Source organism: Microbacterium sp. NPDC089695 (assembly GCF_044749085.1).
In the GTDB taxonomy this organism is placed as follows: Bacteria; Actinomycetota; Actinomycetes; order Actinomycetales; family Microbacteriaceae; genus Microbacterium.
The window spans coordinates 214,682-236,185 of sequence record NZ_JBIVHG010000001.1; the positions used below are offsets into that span (position 1 = coordinate 214,682).

Annotated in this window: 23 protein-coding genes; 5 read left to right on the plus strand and 18 right to left on the minus strand. The window is 70.0% G+C overall.

Going from position 1 to position 21,504, the window contains the following annotated elements; all coding sequences use genetic code 11:
* Positions 1–97: 97 nt before the first annotated feature.
* The 8 genes from tuf to ACIPYT_RS01165 form a co-directional block, all read right to left on the minus strand.
* Positions 98–1,288 carry an elongation factor Tu gene (tuf, locus tag ACIPYT_RS01130; protein WP_050722492.1) on the minus strand — a complete coding sequence of 397 codons (1,191 nt, stop codon included), beginning with the start codon at positions 1,286–1,288 and terminating at the stop codon, positions 98–100.
* Positions 1,289–1,435: 147 nt separating this feature from the next.
* Entirely contained in the window at positions 1,436–3,550 is a 2,115-nt protein-coding gene (gene fusA / locus ACIPYT_RS01135) for an elongation factor G (protein ID WP_401069632.1), read from the minus strand.
* A gap of 84 nt (positions 3,551–3,634) precedes the next feature.
* Positions 3,635–4,105, minus strand: a complete 471-nt coding sequence (gene rpsG, locus ACIPYT_RS01140; RefSeq protein ID WP_050722490.1) for a 30S ribosomal protein S7 — start codon at positions 4,103–4,105, stop codon at positions 3,635–3,637.
* Between the two features lie 5 nt (positions 4,106–4,110).
* Positions 4,111–4,479: a 30S ribosomal protein S12 gene (rpsL, locus tag ACIPYT_RS01145; RefSeq protein WP_013584051.1), complete on the minus strand. Its 369-nt coding sequence runs from the start codon at positions 4,477–4,479 to the stop codon at positions 4,111–4,113.
* Positions 4,480–4,696: 217 nt separating this feature from the next.
* Complete coding sequence (locus ACIPYT_RS01150) at positions 4,697–5,344, minus strand: spermidine/putrescine ABC transporter substrate-binding protein (protein ID WP_401069636.1); 648 nt, start codon at positions 5,342–5,344, stop codon at positions 4,697–4,699.
* A 61-nt stretch (positions 5,345–5,405) separates the two neighbouring features.
* The gene (locus tag ACIPYT_RS01155; RefSeq protein ID WP_401074860.1) at positions 5,406–6,005 is read right to left on the minus strand and encodes a hypothetical protein; all 600 of its coding nucleotides are present in this window, start codon (positions 6,003–6,005) and stop codon (positions 5,406–5,408) included.
* The gene (locus tag ACIPYT_RS01160; protein ID WP_401069638.1) at positions 5,906–6,892 is read right to left on the minus strand and encodes an ABC transporter; all 987 of its coding nucleotides are present in this window, start codon (positions 6,890–6,892) and stop codon (positions 5,906–5,908) included. Before ACIPYT_RS01160 ends, ACIPYT_RS01155 begins: the two co-directional genes overlap by 100 nt.
* Before the next feature lie 123 nt (positions 6,893–7,015).
* The gene (locus tag ACIPYT_RS01165; protein ID WP_401069641.1) at positions 7,016–7,168 is read right to left on the minus strand and encodes a hypothetical protein; all 153 of its coding nucleotides are present in this window, start codon (positions 7,166–7,168) and stop codon (positions 7,016–7,018) included.
* A gap of 106 nt (positions 7,169–7,274) precedes the next feature.
* Between ACIPYT_RS01165 and ACIPYT_RS01170 the strand changes: the two genes are divergently transcribed.
* Positions 7,275–7,763, plus strand: a complete 489-nt coding sequence (locus ACIPYT_RS01170) for a YajQ family cyclic di-GMP-binding protein (RefSeq protein ID WP_401069644.1) — start codon at positions 7,275–7,277, stop codon at positions 7,761–7,763.
* A gap of 221 nt (positions 7,764–7,984) precedes the next feature.
* Positions 7,985–8,620: a GntR family transcriptional regulator gene (locus ACIPYT_RS01175; RefSeq protein ID WP_401069647.1), complete on the plus strand. Its 636-nt coding sequence runs from the start codon at positions 7,985–7,987 to the stop codon at positions 8,618–8,620.
* Between the two features lie 6 nt (positions 8,621–8,626).
* On the opposite strand, the gene ACIPYT_RS01180 is transcribed toward ACIPYT_RS01175, so the two are convergent.
* The 6 genes from ACIPYT_RS01180 to ACIPYT_RS01205 all read right to left on the minus strand — a co-directional run bounded on the left by ACIPYT_RS01180 (position 8,627) and on the right by ACIPYT_RS01205 (position 14,612).
* The gene (locus ACIPYT_RS01180; protein ID WP_401069650.1) at positions 8,627–9,637 is read right to left on the minus strand and encodes an alpha/beta hydrolase; all 1,011 of its coding nucleotides are present in this window, start codon (positions 9,635–9,637) and stop codon (positions 8,627–8,629) included.
* A 26-nt stretch (positions 9,638–9,663) separates the two neighbouring features.
* Complete coding sequence (locus ACIPYT_RS01185; protein WP_401069653.1) at positions 9,664–10,701, minus strand: hypothetical protein; 1,038 nt, start codon at positions 10,699–10,701, stop codon at positions 9,664–9,666.
* Positions 10,702–10,764: 63 nt separating this feature from the next.
* A complete protein-coding gene (locus ACIPYT_RS01190) occupies positions 10,765–12,138 on the minus strand; it encodes an FAD-dependent oxidoreductase (RefSeq protein WP_401069656.1) in 1,374 nt (457 codons plus the stop codon).
* A 59-nt stretch (positions 12,139–12,197) separates the two neighbouring features.
* Positions 12,198–13,259 (minus strand): polyprenyl synthetase family protein, encoded by a 1,062-nt coding sequence (locus tag ACIPYT_RS01195; RefSeq protein ID WP_401069659.1) that lies wholly within the window; start codon positions 13,257–13,259, stop codon positions 12,198–12,200.
* Positions 13,260–13,304: 45 nt separating this feature from the next.
* Complete coding sequence (locus tag ACIPYT_RS01200) at positions 13,305–14,039, minus strand: class I SAM-dependent methyltransferase (RefSeq protein WP_401069662.1); 735 nt, start codon at positions 14,037–14,039, stop codon at positions 13,305–13,307.
* A gap of 9 nt (positions 14,040–14,048) precedes the next feature.
* Entirely contained in the window at positions 14,049–14,612 is a 564-nt protein-coding gene (locus ACIPYT_RS01205; protein WP_401069664.1) for a hypothetical protein, read from the minus strand.
* Between the two features lie 191 nt (positions 14,613–14,803).
* Between ACIPYT_RS01205 and ACIPYT_RS01210 the strand changes: the two genes are divergently transcribed.
* Entirely contained in the window at positions 14,804–16,063 is a 1,260-nt protein-coding gene (locus ACIPYT_RS01210; protein WP_401069667.1) for an isochorismate synthase MenF, read from the plus strand.
* A 145-nt stretch (positions 16,064–16,208) separates the two neighbouring features.
* Here the strand turns inward: ACIPYT_RS01210 and ACIPYT_RS01215 are convergent, their stop codons facing one another.
* The 3 genes from ACIPYT_RS01215 to ACIPYT_RS01225 are packed head-to-tail and all read right to left on the minus strand — an operon-like array spanning position 16,209 to position 19,129.
* On the minus strand, positions 16,209–17,051 hold the full coding sequence (locus ACIPYT_RS01215; RefSeq protein WP_401069670.1) for a polyphosphate kinase 2 family protein: 843 nt from the start codon (positions 17,049–17,051) through the stop codon (positions 16,209–16,211).
* A 60-nt stretch (positions 17,052–17,111) separates the two neighbouring features.
* Complete coding sequence (gene menD / locus ACIPYT_RS01220; protein ID WP_401069672.1) at positions 17,112–18,782, minus strand: 2-succinyl-5-enolpyruvyl-6-hydroxy-3-cyclohexene-1-carboxylic-acid synthase; 1,671 nt, start codon at positions 18,780–18,782, stop codon at positions 17,112–17,114.
* Positions 18,779–19,129, minus strand: a complete 351-nt coding sequence (locus tag ACIPYT_RS01225; RefSeq protein WP_401069675.1) for a PLD nuclease N-terminal domain-containing protein — start codon at positions 19,127–19,129, stop codon at positions 18,779–18,781. Before ACIPYT_RS01225 ends, menD begins: the two co-directional genes overlap by 4 nt.
* 88 nt (positions 19,130–19,217) lie before the next feature.
* Between ACIPYT_RS01225 and ACIPYT_RS01230 the strand changes: the two genes are divergently transcribed.
* Both ACIPYT_RS01230 and ACIPYT_RS01235 read left to right on the plus strand, forming a co-directional pair.
* Positions 19,218–19,628, plus strand: a complete 411-nt coding sequence (locus ACIPYT_RS01230; RefSeq protein WP_401069677.1) for a hypothetical protein — start codon at positions 19,218–19,220, stop codon at positions 19,626–19,628.
* An 88-nt stretch (positions 19,629–19,716) separates the two neighbouring features.
* Positions 19,717–20,376: a DsbA family protein gene (locus tag ACIPYT_RS01235; RefSeq protein WP_401069680.1), complete on the plus strand. Its 660-nt coding sequence runs from the start codon at positions 19,717–19,719 to the stop codon at positions 20,374–20,376.
* Between the two features lie 47 nt (positions 20,377–20,423).
* On the opposite strand, the gene ACIPYT_RS01240 is transcribed toward ACIPYT_RS01235, so the two are convergent.
* The gene (locus ACIPYT_RS01240) at positions 20,424–21,476 is read right to left on the minus strand and encodes a PQQ-dependent sugar dehydrogenase (protein ID WP_401069683.1); all 1,053 of its coding nucleotides are present in this window, start codon (positions 21,474–21,476) and stop codon (positions 20,424–20,426) included.
* Positions 21,477–21,504: the final 28 nt, after the last annotated feature.

Below are 21,504 nucleotides of genomic sequence, written 5' to 3' on the forward strand. Positions count from 1 at the left end.
GCTCGAATACGAGCAGATCTCGCCCTGCCCACATCGCCCCGGGCACGACAAAGGGGCCGGACCCGAAGGTCCGACCCCTGTGCCAGGAAGCAGATGCTTACTTGATGATGCTGGTCACCGTACCGGCGCCGACCGTACGACCACCCTCACGGATGGCGAAGCCGAGGCCCTCCTCCATGGCGATCGGCTGGATCAGCTCGACCGTCATGTCGGTGGTGTCGCCGGGCATGACCATCTCGGTGCCCTCGGGCAGCGAGATGACGCCGGTGACGTCGGTGGTGCGGAAGTAGAACTGCGGGCGGTAGTTCGTGTAGAAGGGGTTGTGACGGCCACCCTCGTCCTTGGACAGGATGTACGCCGTGCCCGCGAAGTCGGTGTGCGGCGTGACCGAACCGGGCTTCACGATGACCTGGCCGCGCTCGACGTCCTCACGCTTGGTGCCGCGGAGCAGCAGACCACAGTTCTCGCCGGCCCATGCCTCGTCGAGCTGCTTGTGGAACATCTCGATACCGGTGACGGTCGTCTTCTGCGTCGGGCGCAGACCCACGATCTCGACCTCGGAGTTGATGGCCAGCGTGCCACGCTCGGCGCGACCCGTGACGACGGTTCCACGACCGGTGATCGTGAAGACGTCCTCGACGGGCATCAGGAACGGCTTGTCGCGGTCACGCTCGGGGTCCGGGACGTTGTCGTCGACGGCCTGCATGAGGTCGAGGATCGCCTGGGTCCACTTCTCGTCGCCCTCGAGGGCCTTGAGAGCGGAGACGCGGACGACAGGAGCGTCCTCGGCGAAGCCCTGAGCCGCGAGCAGCTCGGAGACCTCGAGCTCGACGAGCTCCAGGATCTCCTCGTCGTCGACCATGTCGGCCTTGTTCAGCGCGACGAGCAGGTACGGCACGCCGACCTGCTTGGCGAGCAGCACGTGCTCACGCGTCTGAGCCATGGGGCCGTCGGTGGCGGCGACCACGAGGATCGCGCCGTCCATCTGCGCCGCACCCGTGATCATGTTCTTGACGTAGTCGGCGTGGCCGGGGGCGTCGACGTGAGCGTAGTGGCGCTTCGGGGTCTCGTACTCGATGTGCGAGATGTTGATGGTGATTCCGCGCTGGCGCTCTTCCGGCGCCGAGTCGATGGAAGCGAAGTCGCGCTGCACGTTGGTGTCGGACGGGTACTTGTCAGCAAGCACCTTCGAGATCGCTGCGGAGAGCGTGGTCTTGCCGTGGTCGACGTGACCGATCGTTCCGATGTTGACGTGCGGCTTGGTCCGCTCGAACTTGGCCTTAGCCACTTGGTCCTCCTCAGGACGTCGTTGTAGAGGTGCCGGGCACTGGATTGCGACCGGTTCTCTACGGGTGATGTTCTCAGTTTAGTAGAGAGGGAATGTGAAGTTGTAGGTGACCTGGGAGCCGAGCCGGAACCCGGCTCCCAGGAAGTGTTACTCGCCCTTGGCCTTCTGGACGATCTCGTCGGCCACGGCGCGGGGAACCTCAGCGTAGCTGTGGAACTCCATCGAGTAGACGGCGCGACCCGAGGTCTTCGAGCGCAGGTCGCCGATGTAGCCGAACATCTCGGACAGCGGCACCTGAGCGCGCACGACCTTGACGCCTGCGGCATCCTCCATCGACTGGATCTGACCGCGACGCGAGTTCAGGTCGCCGATGACGTCGCCCATGTACTCCTCGGGCGTACGGACCTCGACGGCCATGAGCGGCTCGAGCAGAACCGGGCTGGCGCGACGAGCGGCCTCCTTGAAGCCCATCGAGCCCGCGATCTTGAACGCCATCTCCGAGGAGTCGACGTCGTGCGCCGCACCGTCGACGATGGTCGCCTTGACGCCCACCATCGGGTAGCCGGCGAGCACGCCGACGTTCATGGCGTCCTGGAAACCGGCGTCGATCGAGCCGATGTACTCACGCGGGATGCGACCACCGGTGACCGAGTTCACGAACTCGTAGGTCTTGTCGCCGTCGAGCTCGAGCGGCTCGATGGTGAACTGGATCTTGGCGAACTGGCCCGATCCACCGGTCTGCTTCTTGTGCGTGTAGTCGTGCTTCTCGACGGCCTTCTTGATCGTCTCGCGGTACGCCACCTGCGGCTTGCCGACGTTCGCCTCGACGCGGAACTCGCGCTTCATGCGGTCGACGAGGATGTCGAGGTGCAGCTCACCCATGCCCTTGATGGTCGTCTGACCGGTCTCGGGGTTGAGCTCCGTGCGGAACGTCGGGTCCTCTTCGGCGAGCTTCTGGATCGCGGTGCCGAGCTTCTCCTGGTCGGCCTTGGTCTTCGGCTCGATCGCGACCTCGATGACGGGCTCGGGGAAGGTCATCGACTCGAGGACGACGGGCGCGTCGATCGCGGCGAGGGTGTCACCGGTGGTGGTGTCCTTCAGGCCGATCACGGCGTAGATGTTGCCCGCGGTGAGCGAGTCGACCGGGTTCTCCTTGTTGGCGTGCATCTGGAAGATCTTTCCGATGCGCTCCTTCTTGCCCTTGGTCGAGTTGATGACGGCCGAGCCGGAGTCGAGGTGACCCGAGTAGACGCGGACGTAGGTCAGACGACCGAAGAACGGGTGAACGGCGACCTTGAACGCGAGGGCCGCGAACGGGTCCTTCGCGTCGGGGTGACGCTCGATGATCTTCTCCTCGTCCTTCGGGTCGTGCGCCTCGATGGCACCGACGTCGAGGGGGTTCGGGAGGTAGTCGACGACCGCGTCCAGCATCGGCTGCACGCCGCGGTTCTTGAACGCCGAGCCGCAGAGGACCGGGTAGATCTCCGAGGCGACGACCATCTTGCGGATGGCGCCCTTGATCTCGGCGACCGTGAGCTCCTCGCCGCCGAAGAACTTCTCGAGCAGCGCGTCGTCGGTCTCGGCGACGGTCTCGAGGAGCTGCTGACGGTACTCGTCGGCCTTGTCCTTGAGGTCGGCCGGGATCTCCTGGATCTCGTACGACGCACCCATGGTCACGTCACCCTTGGCGTCACCCGGCCACACCAGCGCGCGCATCTCGATCAGGTCGACGACACCGACGAAGTCGTTCTCGGCGCCGATCGGGAGCTGCAGCACCAGCGGCTTGGCGCCGAGGCGGTTGACGATCGTGTCGACCGTGAAGTAGAAGTCCGCGCCGAGCTTGTCCATCTTGTTGACGAAGCAGATGCGGGGGACGTTGTACTTGTCGGCCTGACGCCACACGGTCTCGGACTGGGGCTCGACGCCCTCCTTGCCGTCGAACACGGCGACGGCACCGTCGAGGACGCGGAGCGAGCGCTCCACCTCGACCGTGAAGTCCACGTGACCGGGGGTGTCGATGATGTTGATCTGGTTGTTGTTCCAGAAGCAGGTCACGGCGGCAGACGTGATCGTGATGCCGCGCTCCTTCTCCTGCTCCATCCAGTCGGTGGTCGAGGCGCCGTCGTGCGTCTCGCCCAGCTTGTGGTTGACGCCCGTGTAGAACAGGATGCGCTCGGTCGTGGTGGTCTTGCCGGCATCGATGTGAGCCATGATGCCGATGTTGCGGACCTTGCTCAGGTCCGTGAGCACGTCTTGTGCCACAGGAGTGTCCTTATCTTTTGGAGCAGGTGTGCTGCGAAGAGGGGGTGCCCGCTCCCGGCGAGTGGCCGGGAGCGGGCGAGGCTGTTACCAGCGGTAGTGAGCGAACGCGCGGTTCGACTCGGCCATCTTGTGCGTGTCCTCGCGGCGCTTGACCGCGGCGCCGAGACCGTTCGACGCGTCGAGGATCTCGTTCTGCAGACGCTCGGTCATCGTCTTCTCACGACGACCCTTGGCGTAGCTGACGAGCCAGCGCAGCGCGAGGGTGTTCGCGCGGTGCGGCTTGACCTCGACCGGCACCTGGTAGGTCGAGCCACCGACGCGGCGGCTCTTGACCTCGAGGGTGGGACGGACGTTGTCGAGCGCCTTCTTGAGCGTGGCGACGGCGTCCTGGCCGTTCTTCGCCTCGACGCCGCGGAGGGCGTTGTAGACGATCGACTCGGCGAGCGACTTCTTGCCGTCGACCAGGATCTTGTTGACCAGCTGGCTGACGATCGGAGCGCCGTAGACCGGGTCGTTGACGACGGGACGCTTCGGGGCGGGACCCTTACGAGGCATTGGACTCAGCCCTTCTTCGCGCCGTAGCGGCTGCGAGCCTGCTTACGGTTCTTGACGGCCTGGGTGTCCAGGGCGCCACGGACGATCTTGTAACGGACACCGGGGAGGTCCTTGACACGACCACCGCGCACGAGCACCAGCGAGTGCTCCTGCAGGTTGTGGCCCTCACCGGGGATGTACGCGGTGACCTCGGTGCCGTTGCGGAGCTTCACACGGGCGACCTTGCGCATCGCCGAGTTCGGCTTCTTCGGGGTGGTGGTGTAGACGCGGGTGCAGACCCCGGCCTGCTGCGGGTTCGACTTGAGCGCCGGAGCCTTGGTCTTCGAGACCTTGGGCGAGCGACCCTTGCGAACCAACTGCTGAATGGTTGGCACGTTCTCTCCTCATAGTGCTGCACGGTGACAGCGTGATGGGTTTCACATCATGACCCGCCGGCACGTCGGAACCGACGAGCTTCATGGTGGTGGGTATGCCGTGGGGGCGGACCGGCCATGGAGCCGGCGCCCAGCGCGCACGTCAAGACGTGCACACACCTGGTCAAGTGTAATGCCGCGTAACGTGCCGGTCAAATGAGCGGCGGCCCCGCAGCGACTACGGGACGTCGGGGTCGAAGGGCGAATCGAGCGACTGCGTCAGTTCGGCGAGCATGGCCTCGATCTGGGGCTCGACGTGCTGCGAGATCGCGGCCTGGATGCGGATGCGATGACGGAGCAGGATGCCGCAGATCTCGCGGCCCACCATGTTCGCGTACTCGTCGGCCAGCGCCACCTCCTGCCGCAACGCGGTCTTCGCCTCGTCGCTCAGCGGCGGCAGCGGGGGCAGATCCGCGGCCTCGTCGTCGGCGAGGCCCGCGATCGTGAACAGGAACGGGGCCCCCGGAACCGGCTCGGGGTCCAGCGGCAGTCCGTCGAACTCCGGGTCGAGGTCGTCGGCCGGGCGGTAGCTGCGGGCGCGGTTGCGCGCGGCCTGCTGGTCGAGTTCCTGCTGCAGCATCGGCAGATTGCGCGACGTGTACTCCGCGACGGCGTGGTCGACGATCGTCTTCATGCGGGTCGACAGACCGTGCTGCACGCCGTGCGGGGCGCCTCCACCGATGCCCGCAGCCGAGAGGATCGGGGAGCCGAGACAGCGCCGGCAGGGCGCGACGCGCCCCCGGTGGGTGGCCGGCTCCCAGCGCGGCACCCAGCGCAGCCAGGCCTCGACGGCCTGGTCGACCTGCGTCTCCAGCGAGCGCTCCACACTACGAGAGTACGGTGCGCAGGTCGCCGGCGCCGCGATTTCCGCGCCGGACGGCGGGGCGTCACTCCTCGTCGTCGCCCTCCCACGGCCACCGGGGATGCTGTGCACGGGTGCGCCGCAGCGCGATCCCGCTCCATGCCGCGACGACCGCGGCGCCGAGGAGGACGAGGCTCGCTCCCCCGCTCACGAGCCCTCCGGCCACCGCCGTCGCGATCACGAGGTCGCTGCTGCCCACCAGCACGCCGAGCCATACGCCTGCGAGATGCGCGAGCGCGGTCGCGAGCGCGACGATCGGTGCGGATGCGAACGACGGATGCCGCGAGCGCAGCGCCGCCCCGAGCGTCACCGCGAACGCGAGCAGCCCGAGGAGCATGCCGAACACCCCGGGGCCCTGGCCGAGACCCGGGATCGCGATGATGTCGGCATCCGTCGCGATACTCAGGGCCCCGAGACCGAAGACCGCGAGCGCGAAGAAGCCGATGACCGCGAGAACCAGCGCCAGGACGGCCGAAACCCCCGCGGGCTCGGGCCTGCGGGGGTTCGGCGAGGAGGTGTCCGTGATTACCTCGAGAGCGTCGGGCCCGCCTCGAGCGTGCGCTCGTACTCGCGCTGCGCCTCGGCGTTGAGCTCGGTCTTGCGGGCGCCGCTGCGAGCCACCCATGCCCCGAACCAGATGGTGAGCTCCCGCGCGAACACGAAGGCGGCGATCGCCAGCGGGGCGAACAGCTGCTCGCCGACCAGCTCGTTGCCCTCACGCGCCGTGAGGAGCCAGAACGGCGCCTCGAACAGCTGACCGAGCAGGTGACCGCCGTAGGCGATCAGCCCCACGATGATCCCGAAGACCACCCACAGGCCCCAGCGTCCGCGGTTGATGAACGCGCCGAGCAGCCAGAATCCGAGGAAGAAGACCACGACGGGAACCCAGTATCCCCACGTCATGAGCGGGGCGAGCGCCGCCTGACCGATGTTCTCACCCGTGACGTCGCCCATGAACGCGCCCAGCCCCAGGGTGGCTCCCAGGTAGAGCACGGCGAAGACCAGAGTGGCGAGCAGGCCGATGGCTCCGGCCGTGCCGCGGTTGCCGCGCTCGCGCGGCGGCTCTGGCGCCTGCACGAAGATCGGCTGCTGCGCGAAGGCCGGCGCGACGACCGGCTCGGCGACCACGGTCTCGGAGACGAGGGGCTCGGACGGGACGACGCGGGTCTCGGTGTCGTCGGGAGCGGCGTACGCGGTGTCGGCGATCGACGAATCCCGTGCGACGGGTGCCGCGAACACGGCCGTCTCGTCGGCATCCGCGGTCGTCGACGCCGGCGTCGAGAACGTGCCCGGGTGGTCGCGCTCCGCGGCTTCGAACGCGGCGAGGTCGGGATCGACCGCGGGCTCGCTGCGGGGAGCGGGGACGTCGTCCGCGGGGACGTAGGCGGCACCGTCGGACGCGGGCACGTCGGCGCGCGCGGCCTCGGCGGCGTCGAGACCAGCGTTGGCGCTGTCGACGACGTCGTCGACGTCCTTCGGCCGCTCGGGCTGGGGAACCTCGGGGTCACTCATGGCTGCGCCTCTCCTCGGAAGTGTGCTCTGCGAGGCTACCGCCGCCCGCCGACGCCCGAACGGAGGCGTGCCGACGTGTCGTGGACCCCACGGCGTGTCGCGTCCTGCGCCACGCCTCGGCGCTCAGGGCAGGACCGACCGCAGGGTGTCGCCGACGAAGGATGCCAGGACCGGCATGATCGGCATCGACAGCCAGACGAGGCTCAGCACGATCCCGGTGCACACGATGCCCGCGATCCAGCTCATCGTGATGCTGCGTCCTGCGACCCGTGCCATGGCTCAACGGTACGACGCCCCGGGACGCCCGCCGCGGCGCAACGCCGCAACGCCGACCGCCGATCGGCACCAGCGCGGGAACGGCGCGATCGATACACTTTCCTGCATGGCTGACAGTTCCTTTGACATCGTCTCGAAAGTGGATCACCAGGAGGCCGAGAACGCCCTGAACCAGGCGCGCAAGGAGATCGAGCAGCGCTACGACTTCAAGGGCACGGGCGCATCGATCGCCTGGAGCGGCGAGCAGGTGCTCATCATCGCGGGCACCGAGGAGCGCGCGAAGGCGGTCCTCGACGTGTTCCAGTCCAAGCTCATCAAGCGCGGGATCTCGCTCAAGAGCCTCGACACCGGAGAGCCGTTCGCGAGCGGAAAGGAGTTCCGCATCGTCTCCTCCCTCAAGGACGGCATCTCGTCGGAGAACGCGAAGAAGATCGGCAAGATCATCCGCGACGAGGGACCCAAGGGCGTGAAGAGCCAGATCCAGGGCGACGAGCTCCGCGTGCAGTCGAAGAGCCGCGACGACCTCCAGGCGGTCATCGCGCTGCTCAAGGGCGCCGACCTCGACCTCGACCTCCAGTTCGTCAACTACCGCTGACGCACGGCGAGCGGGATATCGGGAGGCGGATGCTGTGGCATCCGCCTCCCGATTCCTTTTCCGGACGGGGCGCGCGCCGAGTGATCACACTCGACCCCGTTACCTGTGAACGGCGGTCGTGTAGACCTGAGGTTTATTGGCATACCAATAGACTTCGTGATGTAGTGGCGTTCCAGGCACGTCATGGGACTCGGGTCTGGAAACGCAGCTGGGGGCACTCCATGAACACCAACCACTCGACGACGGGTGTCCGCGAGAGCAAGCAGTTGCTCGCCGAGGAGGTCTTCCGCCACATCGGCGAGCAGATCGTCGACGGCTCGCTCGGCCCGGGGCACCGCATCCGCGACGTCGACGTGGCCGACTCGCTGCACGTGTCGCGGACTCCGGTGCGCGAGGCGCTGCAGCGCCTCGAACGCCTCGGACTCGTGGTGATGTACCCGAGCAGGTACACCGAGGTCACCGGGGTGACCCCGGAGGTCATCGAACAGACTCTCGAGTTCGCCGGATACCAGGCGGGCATGGCGGCGCGCATGGGCGTCGCGCGTATGGGTCCCCGCGACCGCGAGCGGGCCGCCGCACTGGTCGAAGAGCTGTACGTCGATTCGGACGACGCTTTCCACGACTTCGAGACGCGATGGGCGGTGTTCACGTTCCTGAGCGATCGCAGCCTCAACGTGCAGCACCAGATCCTGCTGAACGACGCCAGCATGGCGCTCGCGCGCAACCTGCGGACCTGGACGGTTCCCGCAGCTGACCGCGAGCGGATGCAGGGCATCTACCGCGACTTCCGTCAAGCCATCCTGGCGGGCGACCCCGACGCCGCAGAGCGCCTCGCCCGCGCGATGTACCTCGTCTGACGCGCCTCAGTTCTCCGCTGCCGACCAGCCCCGCACCCAGCGCGAGAGCCGGGCGTACGCCTCCTCGCGGGCCTCATGGCGAGAGAGGAAGACGTCGTGCAGCGCGCCGTCGATGCGTTCGATCGTCACGGACGGACCGAGCTTCAGCGCGGCGCGCGCGATGTCGTCCACCACGAGCACCGAGTCCGTGCGGGTCAGGTCGTCCGACCACCGCGTCGGCGTCGCCGATCGCGACGACAGCAGCACGCACACCGGCGCGTCGATGGAGAGACCGGCGGCGACGGCGGCGTGCCCCGTGAGGATCGCGTGGAACCATCCGGCGTGCACGGCCATCGTCTGCGCCGGGCGCCATGCGAGGTTCACGTCCATCGGATCGTCGGGGTCGGCGACCTCCTGTTGCGCGCGCGTGTAGAAGCCGAGATCGACCTGCGGCGCGACATCACGGGGAGACCAGCGCGCCTGCAACTCGGCCACGGGCGCGATGAGCGGCCGCGCCGAGGCGACCTGGAACTCCAGCCAGGGGCTGTTGAGGATCACCGCGTCGGCGACCCCGCGGTGCCGCGCGGCCCAGAGGCTCAGGGTCAGCCCGCCGGTCGAATGCCCGAGCAGCACGAGGCGGCGCGACGACGAGCCCGCGTCGTCCCCACGACCCATCGCCGCGAGCGCAGCCTCGATGTCCTCGTCGTACGTCGCGAGATCGGTGATGAAGCCGGGGGTCTGCCCCTCGCGCAGGCTCCGGCCGTACTTGCGCAGATCCAGCGCATGGAACCGCGCACCGCGAGCCGTCCAGAACCGCGCGAGCCTCTTCTGGAAGAAGTAGTCCGACCAGCCGTGCACGTACAGCACGTCGACGTCGTCCAGCATCCGCCGCCGGCCCGACCAGCGGGCCCACCACCCCTGCGCGGGAGGCAGCGCCCGCACCAGCGTCGCGACGACCGGCCCCTCGTCATCGGGAGCGAGTTCGAGCGTCAGCTGCTCGAACTCGTCACCGAGCACGTCGGGGACCCAGTGAGCCATGCCGCCAGGGTAGCCGATGCCTCGCGTCACTCCGGAGCCGTGACTCCCTTGGTGAGGTTGCGCACGACGGTCGGGGCGTAGGCGGTCGGGTCGGCGGCTCCCGAGCCGTTGTCGTAGGTCATCAGGCGGATCCAGTCGAGCCCGATCCGCAGGTCGAGGTAGCGCTGTCCGTGCTGGCCCTCGCTCGCGAGGGCGGCGTCCGCCCCCTCGATGTCGACGGCCGTGCCGACCTGCTTCTCGAACGCCCAGGCTCCGGCCGGGAGCGACGTGACCATCAGATAGCTCCGAGCCGTCTCCATGTTCCCCTCGGCCGACATGAAGTAGCAGATGCGAGAGCCGTTCACGACCTCGTAGATCTCGGCCGGGATGCCCCACCCGTCGAAACGCGTCGAGAGCGAGACGTCCTCGCCCGCGATGTCCCGCACGGCCTCCTTCGTGATGAAGTACTCGCACGGCATGCCGACGATGTCACTGTCGACGTACGTCACCTCGCGGATGCTCGCGGCCGCCGTGGTCGAGAGCCGACGCAAGGCCTCAGCCACGCGGTCCGTGTCGCCTGCGCCGAGAGCGGTGTCGCGGATCGACGCGGAGAGGAAGACGCCCCCGTCGGGGAACTCGAAGATGCAGGTGCCGGCGTCGCACCAGCCGACCTCGCCCCAGTACCCGCCGCGCTCCGTGGCTCCGGCGACGATCGAATCGGCGCCGGGCACGATCGACACCTCCCAGTTGCGCGACGAGTCGCCGGTCGAGCACGCGATGCCCGCCGCGCGCTGGAACATGTACTGCGCGGGTCCGGGAAGCCACCCCGGGCCGGAGACGAGGCTCAGCGCCGGGTCCACGGGGGTCGCCGGCTCGCCCACCAGGCCGGACAGCTCGGCGGCGACGTCGTCGCAGGTCACGTCGAACGCCGCCTCCGGTTCGACGGCCGGCTCGGGCGTCGGAGTCGGCGTGGGCGTCACCGTCGCCGAGGCCGTGGGCGTCGGCTCGGGGTCGGGCTCAGGGGCGCATCCGGACAGGACGATCAAGGCGGCCGTGCCGAGCACGAGGAGAGGACGCAGTCGCATGCGTTCAGCCTATTGACGAGGCCCGCCCGACACGCGTCGGACCGGACAACGATCCGGTGACGCTCACTCGCCCCGGGAGACCCTGACCATGTCCTCGCGCGGCACGACCTTGACCCGAGCGCGCTCCTGCGGGGCACCCAGCGCGATCTCGTGCTCGTCGAGCCGGTGCCAGCCGTCGAGGTCGGTCCACCGCACGCCCCGCTCCTGCAGCAGCGCCACGATCGCCTCCTCCGACGGGTCCTCCGGGTGCCACCACGAGCCCTGGTCGTTGATGATGTGACGCACGGTCTCCATCGCATCCGACTTGGTGTGCCCGATGAGCCCGACGGGTCCGCGCTTGATCCATCCGGTGGCGTAGACGCCCGACATCTGCTGGTTCGAGTCCTTCGCGAGCACCTGTCCCTCGCGGTTGGGGATCACGCCGTGCTTCTTGTCGAAGGGCACCCCGGGAAGCGGCGATCCGAAGTAGCCGATCGCGCGGTACAGCGCCTGCAGCGGCACCTCCCGCATCTCACCGGTGCCGGTCGCCCCGCCCTGTCCGTCGGGCTGCGTGCGCTCGTACACGAGCGCCGCGACGCGGCCGGCGTCGTCGGTGCGCACCTCGACCGGACGCGCCCAGAAGTGCAGGTGCAGTCGGCGGGATGCCGTGCCGCCGGCGTTGTTCACCGAGTCGCGCTTGCGCCACGACTGCAGGATGCGGTCGATGACCATGACCTGCTTGTTGCTGGCGACGGCATCCTTCGACGCCTCGTCGTAGTCGAAGTCCTCGTCGTACACGACCATGTCGACATCGCGGAGCTCGCCGAGCTCGCGGAGCTCGAGCGGGGTGAACTTCACCTGCGCGGGGCCGCGGCGGCCGAACACGTGCACGTCGGTGATCTCGCTCGCCTTCAGACCGTCGTAGACGTTCTCCGGCACCTCGGTGACCAGCAGGTCCTCGGCGTGCTTCGCGAGCATGCGGGCGACGTCGAGGGCGACGTTGCCGTTGCCGAGAACGCCCACGGACGCCGCGTCCAGCGGCCACTCGCGCGGCACGTCGGGGTGACCGTCGAACCAGCTCACGTAGTCGGCCGCGCCGTAGGAGGCGACGGCGTCGATGCCCGGGATGTCGAGCGTGGTGTCGCGGATCGCCCCGGTCGCGAAGATCACCGCGTTGTAGTGCTTCTTGAGGTCGTCGAGGGTGATGTCCTCGCCGAAGCGCACGTTGCCGAACAGCCGGATGTCGCCCCGGTCGAGCACGTCGCGCAGCGCCGTGATGATGCCCTTGATGCGGGGGTGGTCGGGCGCGACGCCGTACCGGACGAGACCGTAGGGCGCGGGCAGCTGCTCGAACAGGTCGATCGAGACGTCGAACTTGCGCTCGGCCTTCAGCAGGATGTCGGCGGCGTAGATGCCGGCCGGGCCCGCGCCGACGATGGCCAGTCGGAGCTTGGTCATAACAGGGTCCTTTCGTGAGCCGAGACGCTCGGACGGGCGCGGGCTGGGCCGCGAGCCGGTCAGCTGGAGCGTTCGACGAGGGTCTCGGCGAAGCGCGTGAGCGCCTCGCGCACGGTGCCGCGCGGGAGCGGGGCGAGCGCGTCGATCGCATCCTGTGTCCAGGTGTGCGCGAGCGCCAGTGTCTTCTGCGTGCCGGTGTGGTCACGCAGCTCGGCGAGCGGACCGTCGAGGATCGTGGGGTCGGCGCCGTCGGCGATGCGGGCGACGCCCTCGTCGATGCGCGCCGCGAGGTCGACCGACGCGGCATCCGGCTCGGCCTTGAGCAGGAGGTACGGCATGGTCGGCACGCCCGCGCGCAGATCGGTGCCGGGGACCTTGCCCGTGTCCTCGGGCTTGGCGGAGAGGTCGATCACGTCGTCGAGCAGCTGGAAGGCCACGCCGATCTTCTCGCCGTACACGCGCAGGGGCTCCTCGTATTCGCGGGGAGCGTTCGAGAAGATGACGCCGCCCTGCGTGGCCGCGGCGATCAGCGATCCCGTCTTGTCGGCGAGCACCTGGATGTAGAACTCGATCGGGTCGTCGTCGGGCTGCGCGCCGATCGTCTCGTGCATCTGTCCGAGCACGAGACGCTCGAAGGTGTCGGCCTGCAGGCGGATCGCCCGCTCGCCGAGACGCGACATCAACTGGCTCGCGCGGGAGAACAGGATGTCGCCCGTGAGGATCGCGATGTTGTTGCCCCACACGGTCTGCGCCGCCGGGACGCCCCGGCGACGGTCGGCGCCGTCCATGACGTCGTCGTGGTACAGCGAGCCCAGATGGGTGATCTCGAGCGCCTTCGCGACGTCGATGACCTGCTCGGTGTTGCCGTCGCCGAGCTGGGCGGCGAGCAGCGTCAGCACCGGACGGATGCGCTTGCCACCTGCCTCGTACAGGTAGCGGCTCGCGGCGTCGGCCAGGGGGTCGGCGACCCGCACGTCCTCCGCGAGTCCGGTCTCGACTCTCTCGAGTCCGTCTTCGATCGCCTGGGCGATGCGGCGACCGGCTGTGCCGATGAACACGCGGTCGCTGAAGCCGAGACGGCTCGCCAGTCGCGAACCCGGGGCAACGCGGCTCGAAGTCACGAGTTCAGCCTACCGTCGTCCGTGGTGCCGGTCCGCGCGCGATGCTCACGCGGTCGCGCTCGTGCGCGGCTTGCGGGCTCGGTGCAGGGCCACGATGCCGAACGACAGGTTGCGGTATGCGACATCGCTCCAGCCGGCATCCCGGATCCACGCCGCGAGCGTCTTCTGGTCTGGCCACTCCCTGATCGACTCGTTGAGGTAGTCGTAGGCCTCGCCGTTCGTGCCGGCGACGCGTGCGACGCGCGGCAGCACCTGCGCGTTGTAGAAGCGGTAGGCCGAACGGAACAGCGGCGCGGGCGGGGTCGAGAACTCGTTGATCACGAGGCGGCCGCCCGGCTTGGTGACGCGCAGCAGCTCGCGCAGCGCCTTCTTCGGGTCGTTCACGTTGCGCAGCGCGTACGACATCGTGACGGCGTCGAACTCCTCGTCGCCGAACGGCAGATCCGTGGCATCCGCCTGCACGAACGAGAGGTTGCGCATGCTGCCGTGTCGGCGGCGCCCTTCGGCGAGCATCCCCGGCGAGAAATCGGCGGCGACGACCTCGGCCCCGCTGCGGGCCAGGGATGCCGACGACGAGGCTGTACCGGCACCGAGGTCGAGGATCCGCTCCCCCGGCTTCGGCGCGACGGCACGGGTCGTGGCCGCGCGCCAGAGCGCGTCGTTGCCGACCGTCATCGCCGTGTTCGTGCGGTCGTATCCGGCGGCGACCTGGTCGAACATGCCGCTCACGCGGTCGGGGTCCTTGCCCAGGTCGGCGCGGTTCACATCGTTCGGGGTCACGCGTCCAGTCTAGGCGCGGGTCCTGGGCGGCAGCCCGAGTGCGTCGAGGCGATCGAGCCACGCGTCGGCCGTCGCGTCGTCGAACGGCGCGACCTGCGCGCGCACGCGGTCTTCGAGGTCGAGGGCGAGCGCTTCGAGTCGTACGACCACATCGGCCGGATACCCGAACAGCACGCGGTGCTCGGCCCACTCGTCGCGGTCGTCGACCCAGGTGCCGCGTTCGCCCACGACGCGCACCACGTCGAGGTCCATGTCGATGCCGGTCGCGAGCAGCGGGTCGTCCGACCACCGCACGTCCCACCCGAGGTCGATGTACACGCGCATGCCCCGCGGGTGATCCCGGTTCACCGTGAGCGCGAAATCGGGCTGCCGCGGGATGAGCGTCACGTTCGGCGTCTCCGCGATGAACGAGGCCCCGGGCCGGGCGCTCGGCCAGCCGGTGGGCTGACCGAGCCAGTCCCCCCACTCGTCGGCGCCCAGATACACGCACTCGTGCCGCCAGTGCGGAGAACCGTCCCACTTGCGCCACTGGAAGATCATCTCCGCACCGGGGGCCGGTCGCACGTCGGTCATGCCCTCAGCGTATGCCCGGTGCGGTGCGGTGCGTTTCGTCTCGCGGAGACCCGCTCTGAGCGAGCGCAGCGAGTCGAAGCGTCGCTCAACGACCGGCGAGAAGGTCGTTGAGCGAGGAGCGAAGCGACGAGACGAAACGCGTCGGGCCGGTAGGCGGCGAACGGGCGCCGGGGCCGAACTAGGCTGAGAGGGTGAGCAGCAGGCTGGTCGTGCGGACCCGTGAGATCGATCCGATCGAGGACCCCCTGGCCTACGCCGACCCCGATCGGCCGCTCGCGTGGCTGCGACGCGGAGACGGGATCGTGGCCGTGGGCCCCGGCGTCGTCGACACGATCCGTGTGCCCGCCGGTGCGTCGCCGCGGCGCTCGGATGCGATCGCCGCGGCATGGCGCGCGCTGACCGACGGCGCCGACGTCGACGACCCGATCGGCGTTCCTGGCAGCGGGCTCGTCGCCTTCGGCGCTCTGACCTTCGACGAGGACTCGACCTCCGACAGCGTGCTGATCGTGCCGGCGCTCGTGCTCGGCCGCCACCAGGGGCGCACCTGGCTCACCAGCATCCGCCGCGAGCACGAGGCCGACGACGCGCACACCGCGATGCCGACGACCGCCCCGTACGGACCGCACTGGGCGGGCACCGTCGGACCGGGCGCGCAGAGCCCGCAGGGCTATCAGGATGCCGTGCGCGACGCGCTCGCCCGCATCGCGGACGGCGAGCTGAGCAAGGTCGTGCTCGCGCGCGACCTCACCGGCAGCATCCCCGCAGGGTCCGATCTGCGTCGCCTCGTCAGGGCGCTGTCGACCGGCTATCCCGACACCTGGGCGTTCGCGGTCGACGGTCTGATCGGCGCGAGCCCCGAGACCCTCGTGACCGTGCAGGATCGCACCGTCACGGCCCGCGTGCTCGCCGGGACGATCGGACGCGGCGCCGACCCCGACGCCGACACCGCGGCATCCGCCCACCTCGCCTCCAGCATCAAGGACCTCGACGAGCACCAGTACGCCGTGCAGAGCGTCATCGCATCGCTGCGCCCGCACACGCGTGCCCTCGCCGCGAGCGAGCAGCCCTTCCTGCTGAAGCTGCCGAATCTCTTCCACCTCGCGACCGACGTCGAGGGCGAGCTCGCCGACGGCGGGTCGTCGCTCGACCTGGTGGGCGCCCTGCATCCGACCGCCGCGGTCGCGGGCACGCCGACGCCCGCCGCGATCGCGGCGATCCGCGAGATCGAGCCCTTCGACCGCGGCCGCTACGCCGGTCCGGTCGGCTGGGTGGATGCCGCTGGCAACGGCGAATGGGCGATCGCGCTGCGCTGCGCGCAGTTCTCCCCCGCGGCCGAGGGCATCGCCGTGACGGCGTACGCGGGCGCGGGGATCGTCGCGGGCTCGGACCCGGAGTCGGAGCTGCTGGAGACGCGGGTCAAGTTCCGCCCGCTGGTCGACGCGCTGGCCTGAGGCCTTCTGCGGGGCGTGGCGCGTTTCGTCTCGTCGCTGCGCTCCTCGCTCAACGACCGGGAGGGCCGCACTCCTCGTTCGAAGATCTGGTGAGGACGCACCCCGGTCGTTGAGCGAGCGCAGCGAGACGAAACGCTCGGGGGCCTCAACTCGCGGCGAGGCGCTTCTTCTCGGCCTCGACGTCGAAGTCCGCGGCCGGCCACTGCGGATCGATGCGCTGCAGGGCGTCGAGCAGCAGCTCCTGCACGGCGAGCCGCGCGTACCACTTGCGGTCGGCGGGCACGACGTGCCACGGCGCCGCCTCGGTGGAGGTGCGCTCGAACACGGTCTGGTAGGCCGCCATGTACTCGTCCCACAGCATCCGCTCGTCGACGTCGCCGGGGTTGTACTTCCAGTGCTTGTCCGGACGCTCGAGGCGCTCCATCAGGCGCGCCTTCTGCTCCTCGGGAGAGATGTGCAGCATGACCTTGACGATGCGCGTGCCGGCCGCGGTCGCGGCATCCTCGAAAGCGGTGATCGCCCCGAACCGGCGTTCGATCTCCTCGGCCGGGGCGAGCGCGCGCACGCGTCCGATCAGCACGTCCTCATAGTGCGACCGGTCGAACACGCCGATGAACCCGGGTTCGGGCAACCGCTTCTCGACGCGCCAGAGGAAGTCGTGCGCGAGCTCCTCCGCCGTCGGCGCCTTGAACGCGGTGAGCATCACTCCCTGCGGGTCGACCCCGCCGACCACGTGCCGCACGATGCCGCCCTTGCCCGCCGAGTCCATGGCCTGCAGGATCAGCAGCACCGAGTCCTCCGCCACCCCGACACGGCTCTCGGCGAACAGCCGCTCCTGCAGGATGTTCAGCTCGTCGAGGCCGGCGGCGAGGTCGCGGGCGCCCTCCGCCTTGCGTCCGTGGTAGCCGGGCGTGCTCGCGGGGTCGACGTCGGCGAGGCGGAAGCCGTCGCCCACCTGCAGGGTGCGGGACCAGGAGTGCGCGTTCATGTGCCCATCCTGCCGCGACGCGCGTGCCGAGCGCGAGAACCCGCACGGCGCGGATCCGCGTCAGCGCGGCAGCGGCACCTCGATTAGCTGGCGTCCGCCGGCGGGGGCGGTCAGCACCTGGTCGAGCGCCGACCTCGTCGTGACGCGCCGGTACTCCCACCCGTATGCCGTCGCGAGGTGCTCGAGGCGCACGGTGTGCGGGGTGTAGAAAGCCCGATCCAGAGTCGAGCGCTCGGTCGTCGCGGCGACCTCGAGCGCGTCGAAGATCGTGCCGCCGCCGTCGTTGCCGACGATGACCTGCAGGCGCGGTTCGGCCTCGTCGGGCGGCAGCAGCAGCGCCCCGACATCGTGCAGCATCGTGAGGTCGCCGAGCAGCACACGCGTCACGCCGGGGGCCCCGCCCGCCTGGCTGGCCAGCGCGATGCCCGTCGCGGTCGCGATCGTGCCGTCGATGCCGGCGAGGCCGCGGTTGGCGTGCACCGGCACCTTCTTCCCCGACAGCACGGCGTCGGCGACCCGCACGAGACGAGAGGATCCGAACACCAGACGGTCGTGCGGCCAGGTCGCCCGCCACACCGCGTCGACGAGCAGCTCGCGGTCGAGCGGACGACGCACGGCCGCGAGCTCGGCGGCCACGGCGTCGCGCCGGGCAGCCGGATCGGACGAGACGAGACCGTCCGGGTCGGGCGCCGCGTCGCTGAGGTCGACCGCATGCGCCGCGGATTCCGTGAGCCAGGCGCCAAGCCACTCGCGGTCCCCCTCCCCGGCGGGGACCGCGACGGACGAGGCCGCCAGGGTACGTCCGTTGAGATCGAGCGTCTCACCGCCACGGCGTACCGCGATCACCTCGACCTCGGGCCGCGCGAGCAGCCGCACGACCTGACGGCTCAGCGTCGGATGCCCGAACACGACCGCGCGCTCGACCCGCCCGCCGAGCGCGGGGTCATCGAGGAGCGCGCGGTAGCCGTGCACGAGCCGGCGACCGAAACGGGCGCCGCTCACGACCTCGGCCAGCAGCGGCCAGGATGCGAGGTGCGCGAGCTCCTCGGCATCCGGCCCCGCATCGGCACCCGCGATCACGATCGTGCGCGGCCCCTGCGTCAGACGCGTCGGCTCCACCGCCGTCGGCCGCGGCGCCTCGCCCGCGACGAGCTCGACGTCGCCCTGCGGACCCGACAGCGGCTCACGGGACGGGAGGTTGAGATGCACGGGCCCCGCGACACCGGGGAGCCCCTGCGTCGCGGCGCCGCCCATCGCGGCGGTCACCGCACGGATGCCGAGACCCGACCACGCGTCGGCGCGATCACCGGGCACCGGGGCGTCGATCTGCTCCCGGGCCCACGCCGCGAACATGCCCGGCTGCACCGTGGCCTGGTTCGCGCCGACCCCGCGCAGTTCGGGCGGACGGTCGGCCGTCAGCAGCAGCAGTGGCACTCCCGCGTGGAACGCCTCCATCGCCGCGGGCAGCAGATTCGCGGCGGCGGTGCCGGAGGTGCAGATCACCGCAGCCGGCACCCCGCTCTCACGGGAGAGGCCGAGAGCCGTGAAGCCCGCGACGCGCTCGTCGATGCGCACGTGCACGCGGAGCGCCCCGCTGTCGGCGGCGCGCACCGCGGCGAGCGCGAGCGCCTGAGAGCGCGAACCCGGCGACAGCACGACGTCGCGCACCCCGTGGGCCACGAGTTCCGCGATGAGGGATACCGCGGCATCCGTCGCCGGCGATGAGGTCACGGACGCGGATCCGGCGCCGGACCGTCGTCGGACTCGTCCTCGAGCTTCGCGAGCTCCTCTTCGAGGCGGCGGATGCGGGCATCCTGCTCGCTCTTGCTGATGCTGCGGAGGAACTCGGGATCGTCATCGGGGGCGATCACCCGGATCGCGCCCTTCTCGTTGGCGCGGCGGCGGCCGATCGTGAACCACAGGATGCCGCCGATGACGGGGATGAGGACGACGATGAGGATCCAGACCGCTTTGCGCACGCCCCGGTGCCGCGTCGACGGCTGCACGGCGCAGTCGACGATGCTGAACACCCAGAACACCGCGGCCAGGAAGCCGCCCACGATCAACAGTCTTGCCACCCCTTCAGTCTAGGCGCGCGCGTCGGCGACGGCTCGGCAGCAGGCTCCGGAGGTGCCACCGAGGCCGGATTGTTAGACTGCGCGCACCATGCGCACCCCATCGGATCACCCGCTGCAGCGCGGGACCGAGCGGATGCTGATCGCCAGGGTCGCTCTCGCTCTCGGCCTCGCCCTGCTGCTCGTGATCGGCGCCTGGGCGACGTCGCACCGCACGGCCGACGCGCATACGGCGCTCTGTCTCGCGACGGGCGTCTCGACGTCGACGGCCGACCACGGCGGCACCTCCGCGGTCGTCGACGCGTCGCTGGTCGACGCCGGCGCCCTCGTGATCGCTGCGGTGTGCGGCGTGCTCCTCGTGCTGCTCCTGCTCCGGTTCGCCGCCCGGGCACCGTGGCGGGCCGGCGTGCGACTCCGGCGCACGGTCACTCCCCCACGGGCGGGGCCGGTGCGCGTCGTCCCCGCGCTCACCCTCGTGCAGCTCTCCCTCTCCCGCACCTGATCCGGCACGCCGCACCGCGGCATCCGCCATCGTCCGCGCCGCGCGGGCGACCCCATCCGTGCCTGAACGACCCCTCTGGAGAGACCCCGTGAAGACCCCTGTCAAAGCAACCCTGATCGCCCTCGGCGTCGCGATCGTGCTCGCGATCGTCGCCATCGTCTACGCCATGACGCAGCGCGCGGCCGAACCTGCGCCCGCCGACGGCGAACGGCTGCAGACCGTGCGCACGAACTCCCACGTGCTCGACCAGGGCGGGGAGGGCGCCGTGACCGTCGTCGAGTTCCTCGACTTCGAGTGCGAGGCCTGCGGGGCGTTCTATCCGATCGTCGAAGATCTGCGCGCGCAGTTCGACGGCGAGATCACGTACGTCGTGCGCTACTTCCCCCTCCCCGGCCACATCAACTCGACGCAGGCGGCGCTCGCGGCCGAGGCCGCCGCGCAGCAGGACCGCTTCGAGGACATGTACCACCGCCTGTTCGAGACCCAGGCGCAGTGGGGCGAGAACAGCGTCGAGACCCCGGAGGTGTTCCGCGGCTTCGCCGAGGACCTCGGCCTCGACCTCGCGGCGTACGACGCCGCGATCGCCGACCCGGCGACGCTCGAGCGCGTGCAGACCGACGTGCGCGACGGCGAGCGACTGGGCGTGCGCAGCACCCCGAGCTTCTTCGTCGACGGCGAGGCCGTCGAGCTGCAGGCCTTCGGCGATCTCGAGACAGCGATCTCGGCGGCCGTCGGCACCGACCGCTGACGATCGATCGGATGGGTGCCGCGGGCTCGTCCTCGGCATCCATCCGCTCAGTCCTGCAACACGGGCACGATGCGGTCGTCTCCGTCGCGCGGGGTCCCCCGACCGTCGGTGTTGTTCGTCAGCACCCAGACGCCGCCGCCGGGGGTGACGACGACGTCGCGCAGTCGGCCGAGTCCGCCGGTGTCGCTCTCGGTGCTCGTCGACAGGTCGTCGAGGGGCACCATGCGCAGACGCTCCCCGCGCAGGTTGGCGATGAGGATCGATCCACCAGCCACCGCGATGCCGCTCGGACTCGCCTCGTCGGGAGTCCACTGCTGCACGGGGTCGATGTACCGCTCGTCGCCCGCGATGCCTTCGACCTCCGGCCATCCGTAGTCGCCGCCCGGTTCGATCACATTGAGCTCGTCCCACGTGTCCTGGCCGAACTCGCTCGCGTACATCGTGCCGTCGGCATCCCAGGCGATGCCCTGCGGGTTGCGGTGGCCGGAGGTGTACACGGGCGAGCCCGCGAACGGGTTGTCGTCGGGCACGGCGCCGTCGGGTGTGAGCCGAAGGATCTTGCCCGACAGCGCGTCGAGGTCCTGCGCGCTGTCGCGATCGCCCGCATCGCCGGTCGTGACGTACAGCATGCCGTCGGGGCCGAACGCGAGCCGTCCGCCGTTGTGGGTGCGCGCCGCGGGGATGCCGTCGATCACGACCGTCGCATCGCCGAGGGTCAGTGCACCCGGCTCGCCGCGGATCTCGCGCCGCTCGACCCGGTTCTCCCCGTCGGCCGTGAGGTAGGCGAACAGCTCGTCGTCGTGCACGGCGAGCCCGAGCAGTCCGCCCTCGCCACCGGGCACGACGCCATCGATCACCGCGACCTCTCGGGTCGAGCCGTCGTCGCCGATCTCGACGATCCGCGCGCTGTCGCGTTCGCTCACGAGCGCTGTGCCGTCGTGGAACGCGATCGACCAGGGCGCATCGAGCCCCTGGACGATCGCCTCTGTTGCCGGGGCGGATGCGGGTGCACCCGAGGTCGCGGAGCACGCGGCGAGCGCTCCGGCCAGCACCAGGACGGATGCCGCGGCAGAAGCCTGCCGGGCCCGATTCCTCGTCATCGGACGGCGTCGGAGCGCGTGGGGGACA

Excerpts from the sequence above, each read along its gene's own strand:
- rpsG (WP_050722490.1), bottom strand. The coding sequence starts at position 4,105 with ATGCCTCGTAAGGGTCCCGCCCCGAAGCGTCCCGTCGTCAACGACCCG.
- ACIPYT_RS01155 (WP_401074860.1), bottom strand. The coding sequence starts at position 6,005 with ATGGGTGGCTCGCAGCGGCGCCCGCAAGACCGAGCTCAACGCCGAGGC.
- ACIPYT_RS01160 (WP_401069638.1), bottom strand. The coding sequence starts at position 6,892 with ATGAGTGACCCCGAGGTTCCCCAGCCCGAGCGGCCGAAGGACGTCGAC.
- ACIPYT_RS01165 (WP_401069641.1), bottom strand. The coding sequence starts at position 7,168 with ATGGCACGGGTCGCAGGACGCAGCATCACGATGAGCTGGATCGCGGGC.
- ACIPYT_RS01170 (WP_401069644.1), top strand. The coding sequence starts at position 7,275 with ATGGCTGACAGTTCCTTTGACATCGTCTCGAAAGTGGATCACCAGGAG.
- ACIPYT_RS01175 (WP_401069647.1), top strand. The coding sequence starts at position 7,985 with ATGAACACCAACCACTCGACGACGGGTGTCCGCGAGAGCAAGCAGTTG.
- ACIPYT_RS01180 (WP_401069650.1), bottom strand. The coding sequence starts at position 9,637 with ATGGCTCACTGGGTCCCCGACGTGCTCGGTGACGAGTTCGAGCAGCTG.
- ACIPYT_RS01185 (WP_401069653.1), bottom strand. The coding sequence starts at position 10,701 with ATGCGACTGCGTCCTCTCCTCGTGCTCGGCACGGCCGCCTTGATCGTC.
- ACIPYT_RS01190 (WP_401069656.1), bottom strand. The coding sequence starts at position 12,138 with ATGACCAAGCTCCGACTGGCCATCGTCGGCGCGGGCCCGGCCGGCATC.
- ACIPYT_RS01205 (WP_401069664.1), bottom strand. The coding sequence starts at position 14,612 with ATGACCGACGTGCGACCGGCCCCCGGTGCGGAGATGATCTTCCAGTGG.
- ACIPYT_RS01215 (WP_401069670.1), bottom strand. The coding sequence starts at position 17,051 with ATGAACGCGCACTCCTGGTCCCGCACCCTGCAGGTGGGCGACGGCTTC.
- ACIPYT_RS01230 (WP_401069677.1), top strand. The coding sequence starts at position 19,218 with ATGCGCACCCCATCGGATCACCCGCTGCAGCGCGGGACCGAGCGGATG.
- ACIPYT_RS01240 (WP_401069683.1), bottom strand. The coding sequence starts at position 21,476 with ATGACGAGGAATCGGGCCCGGCAGGCTTCTGCCGCGGCATCCGTCCTG.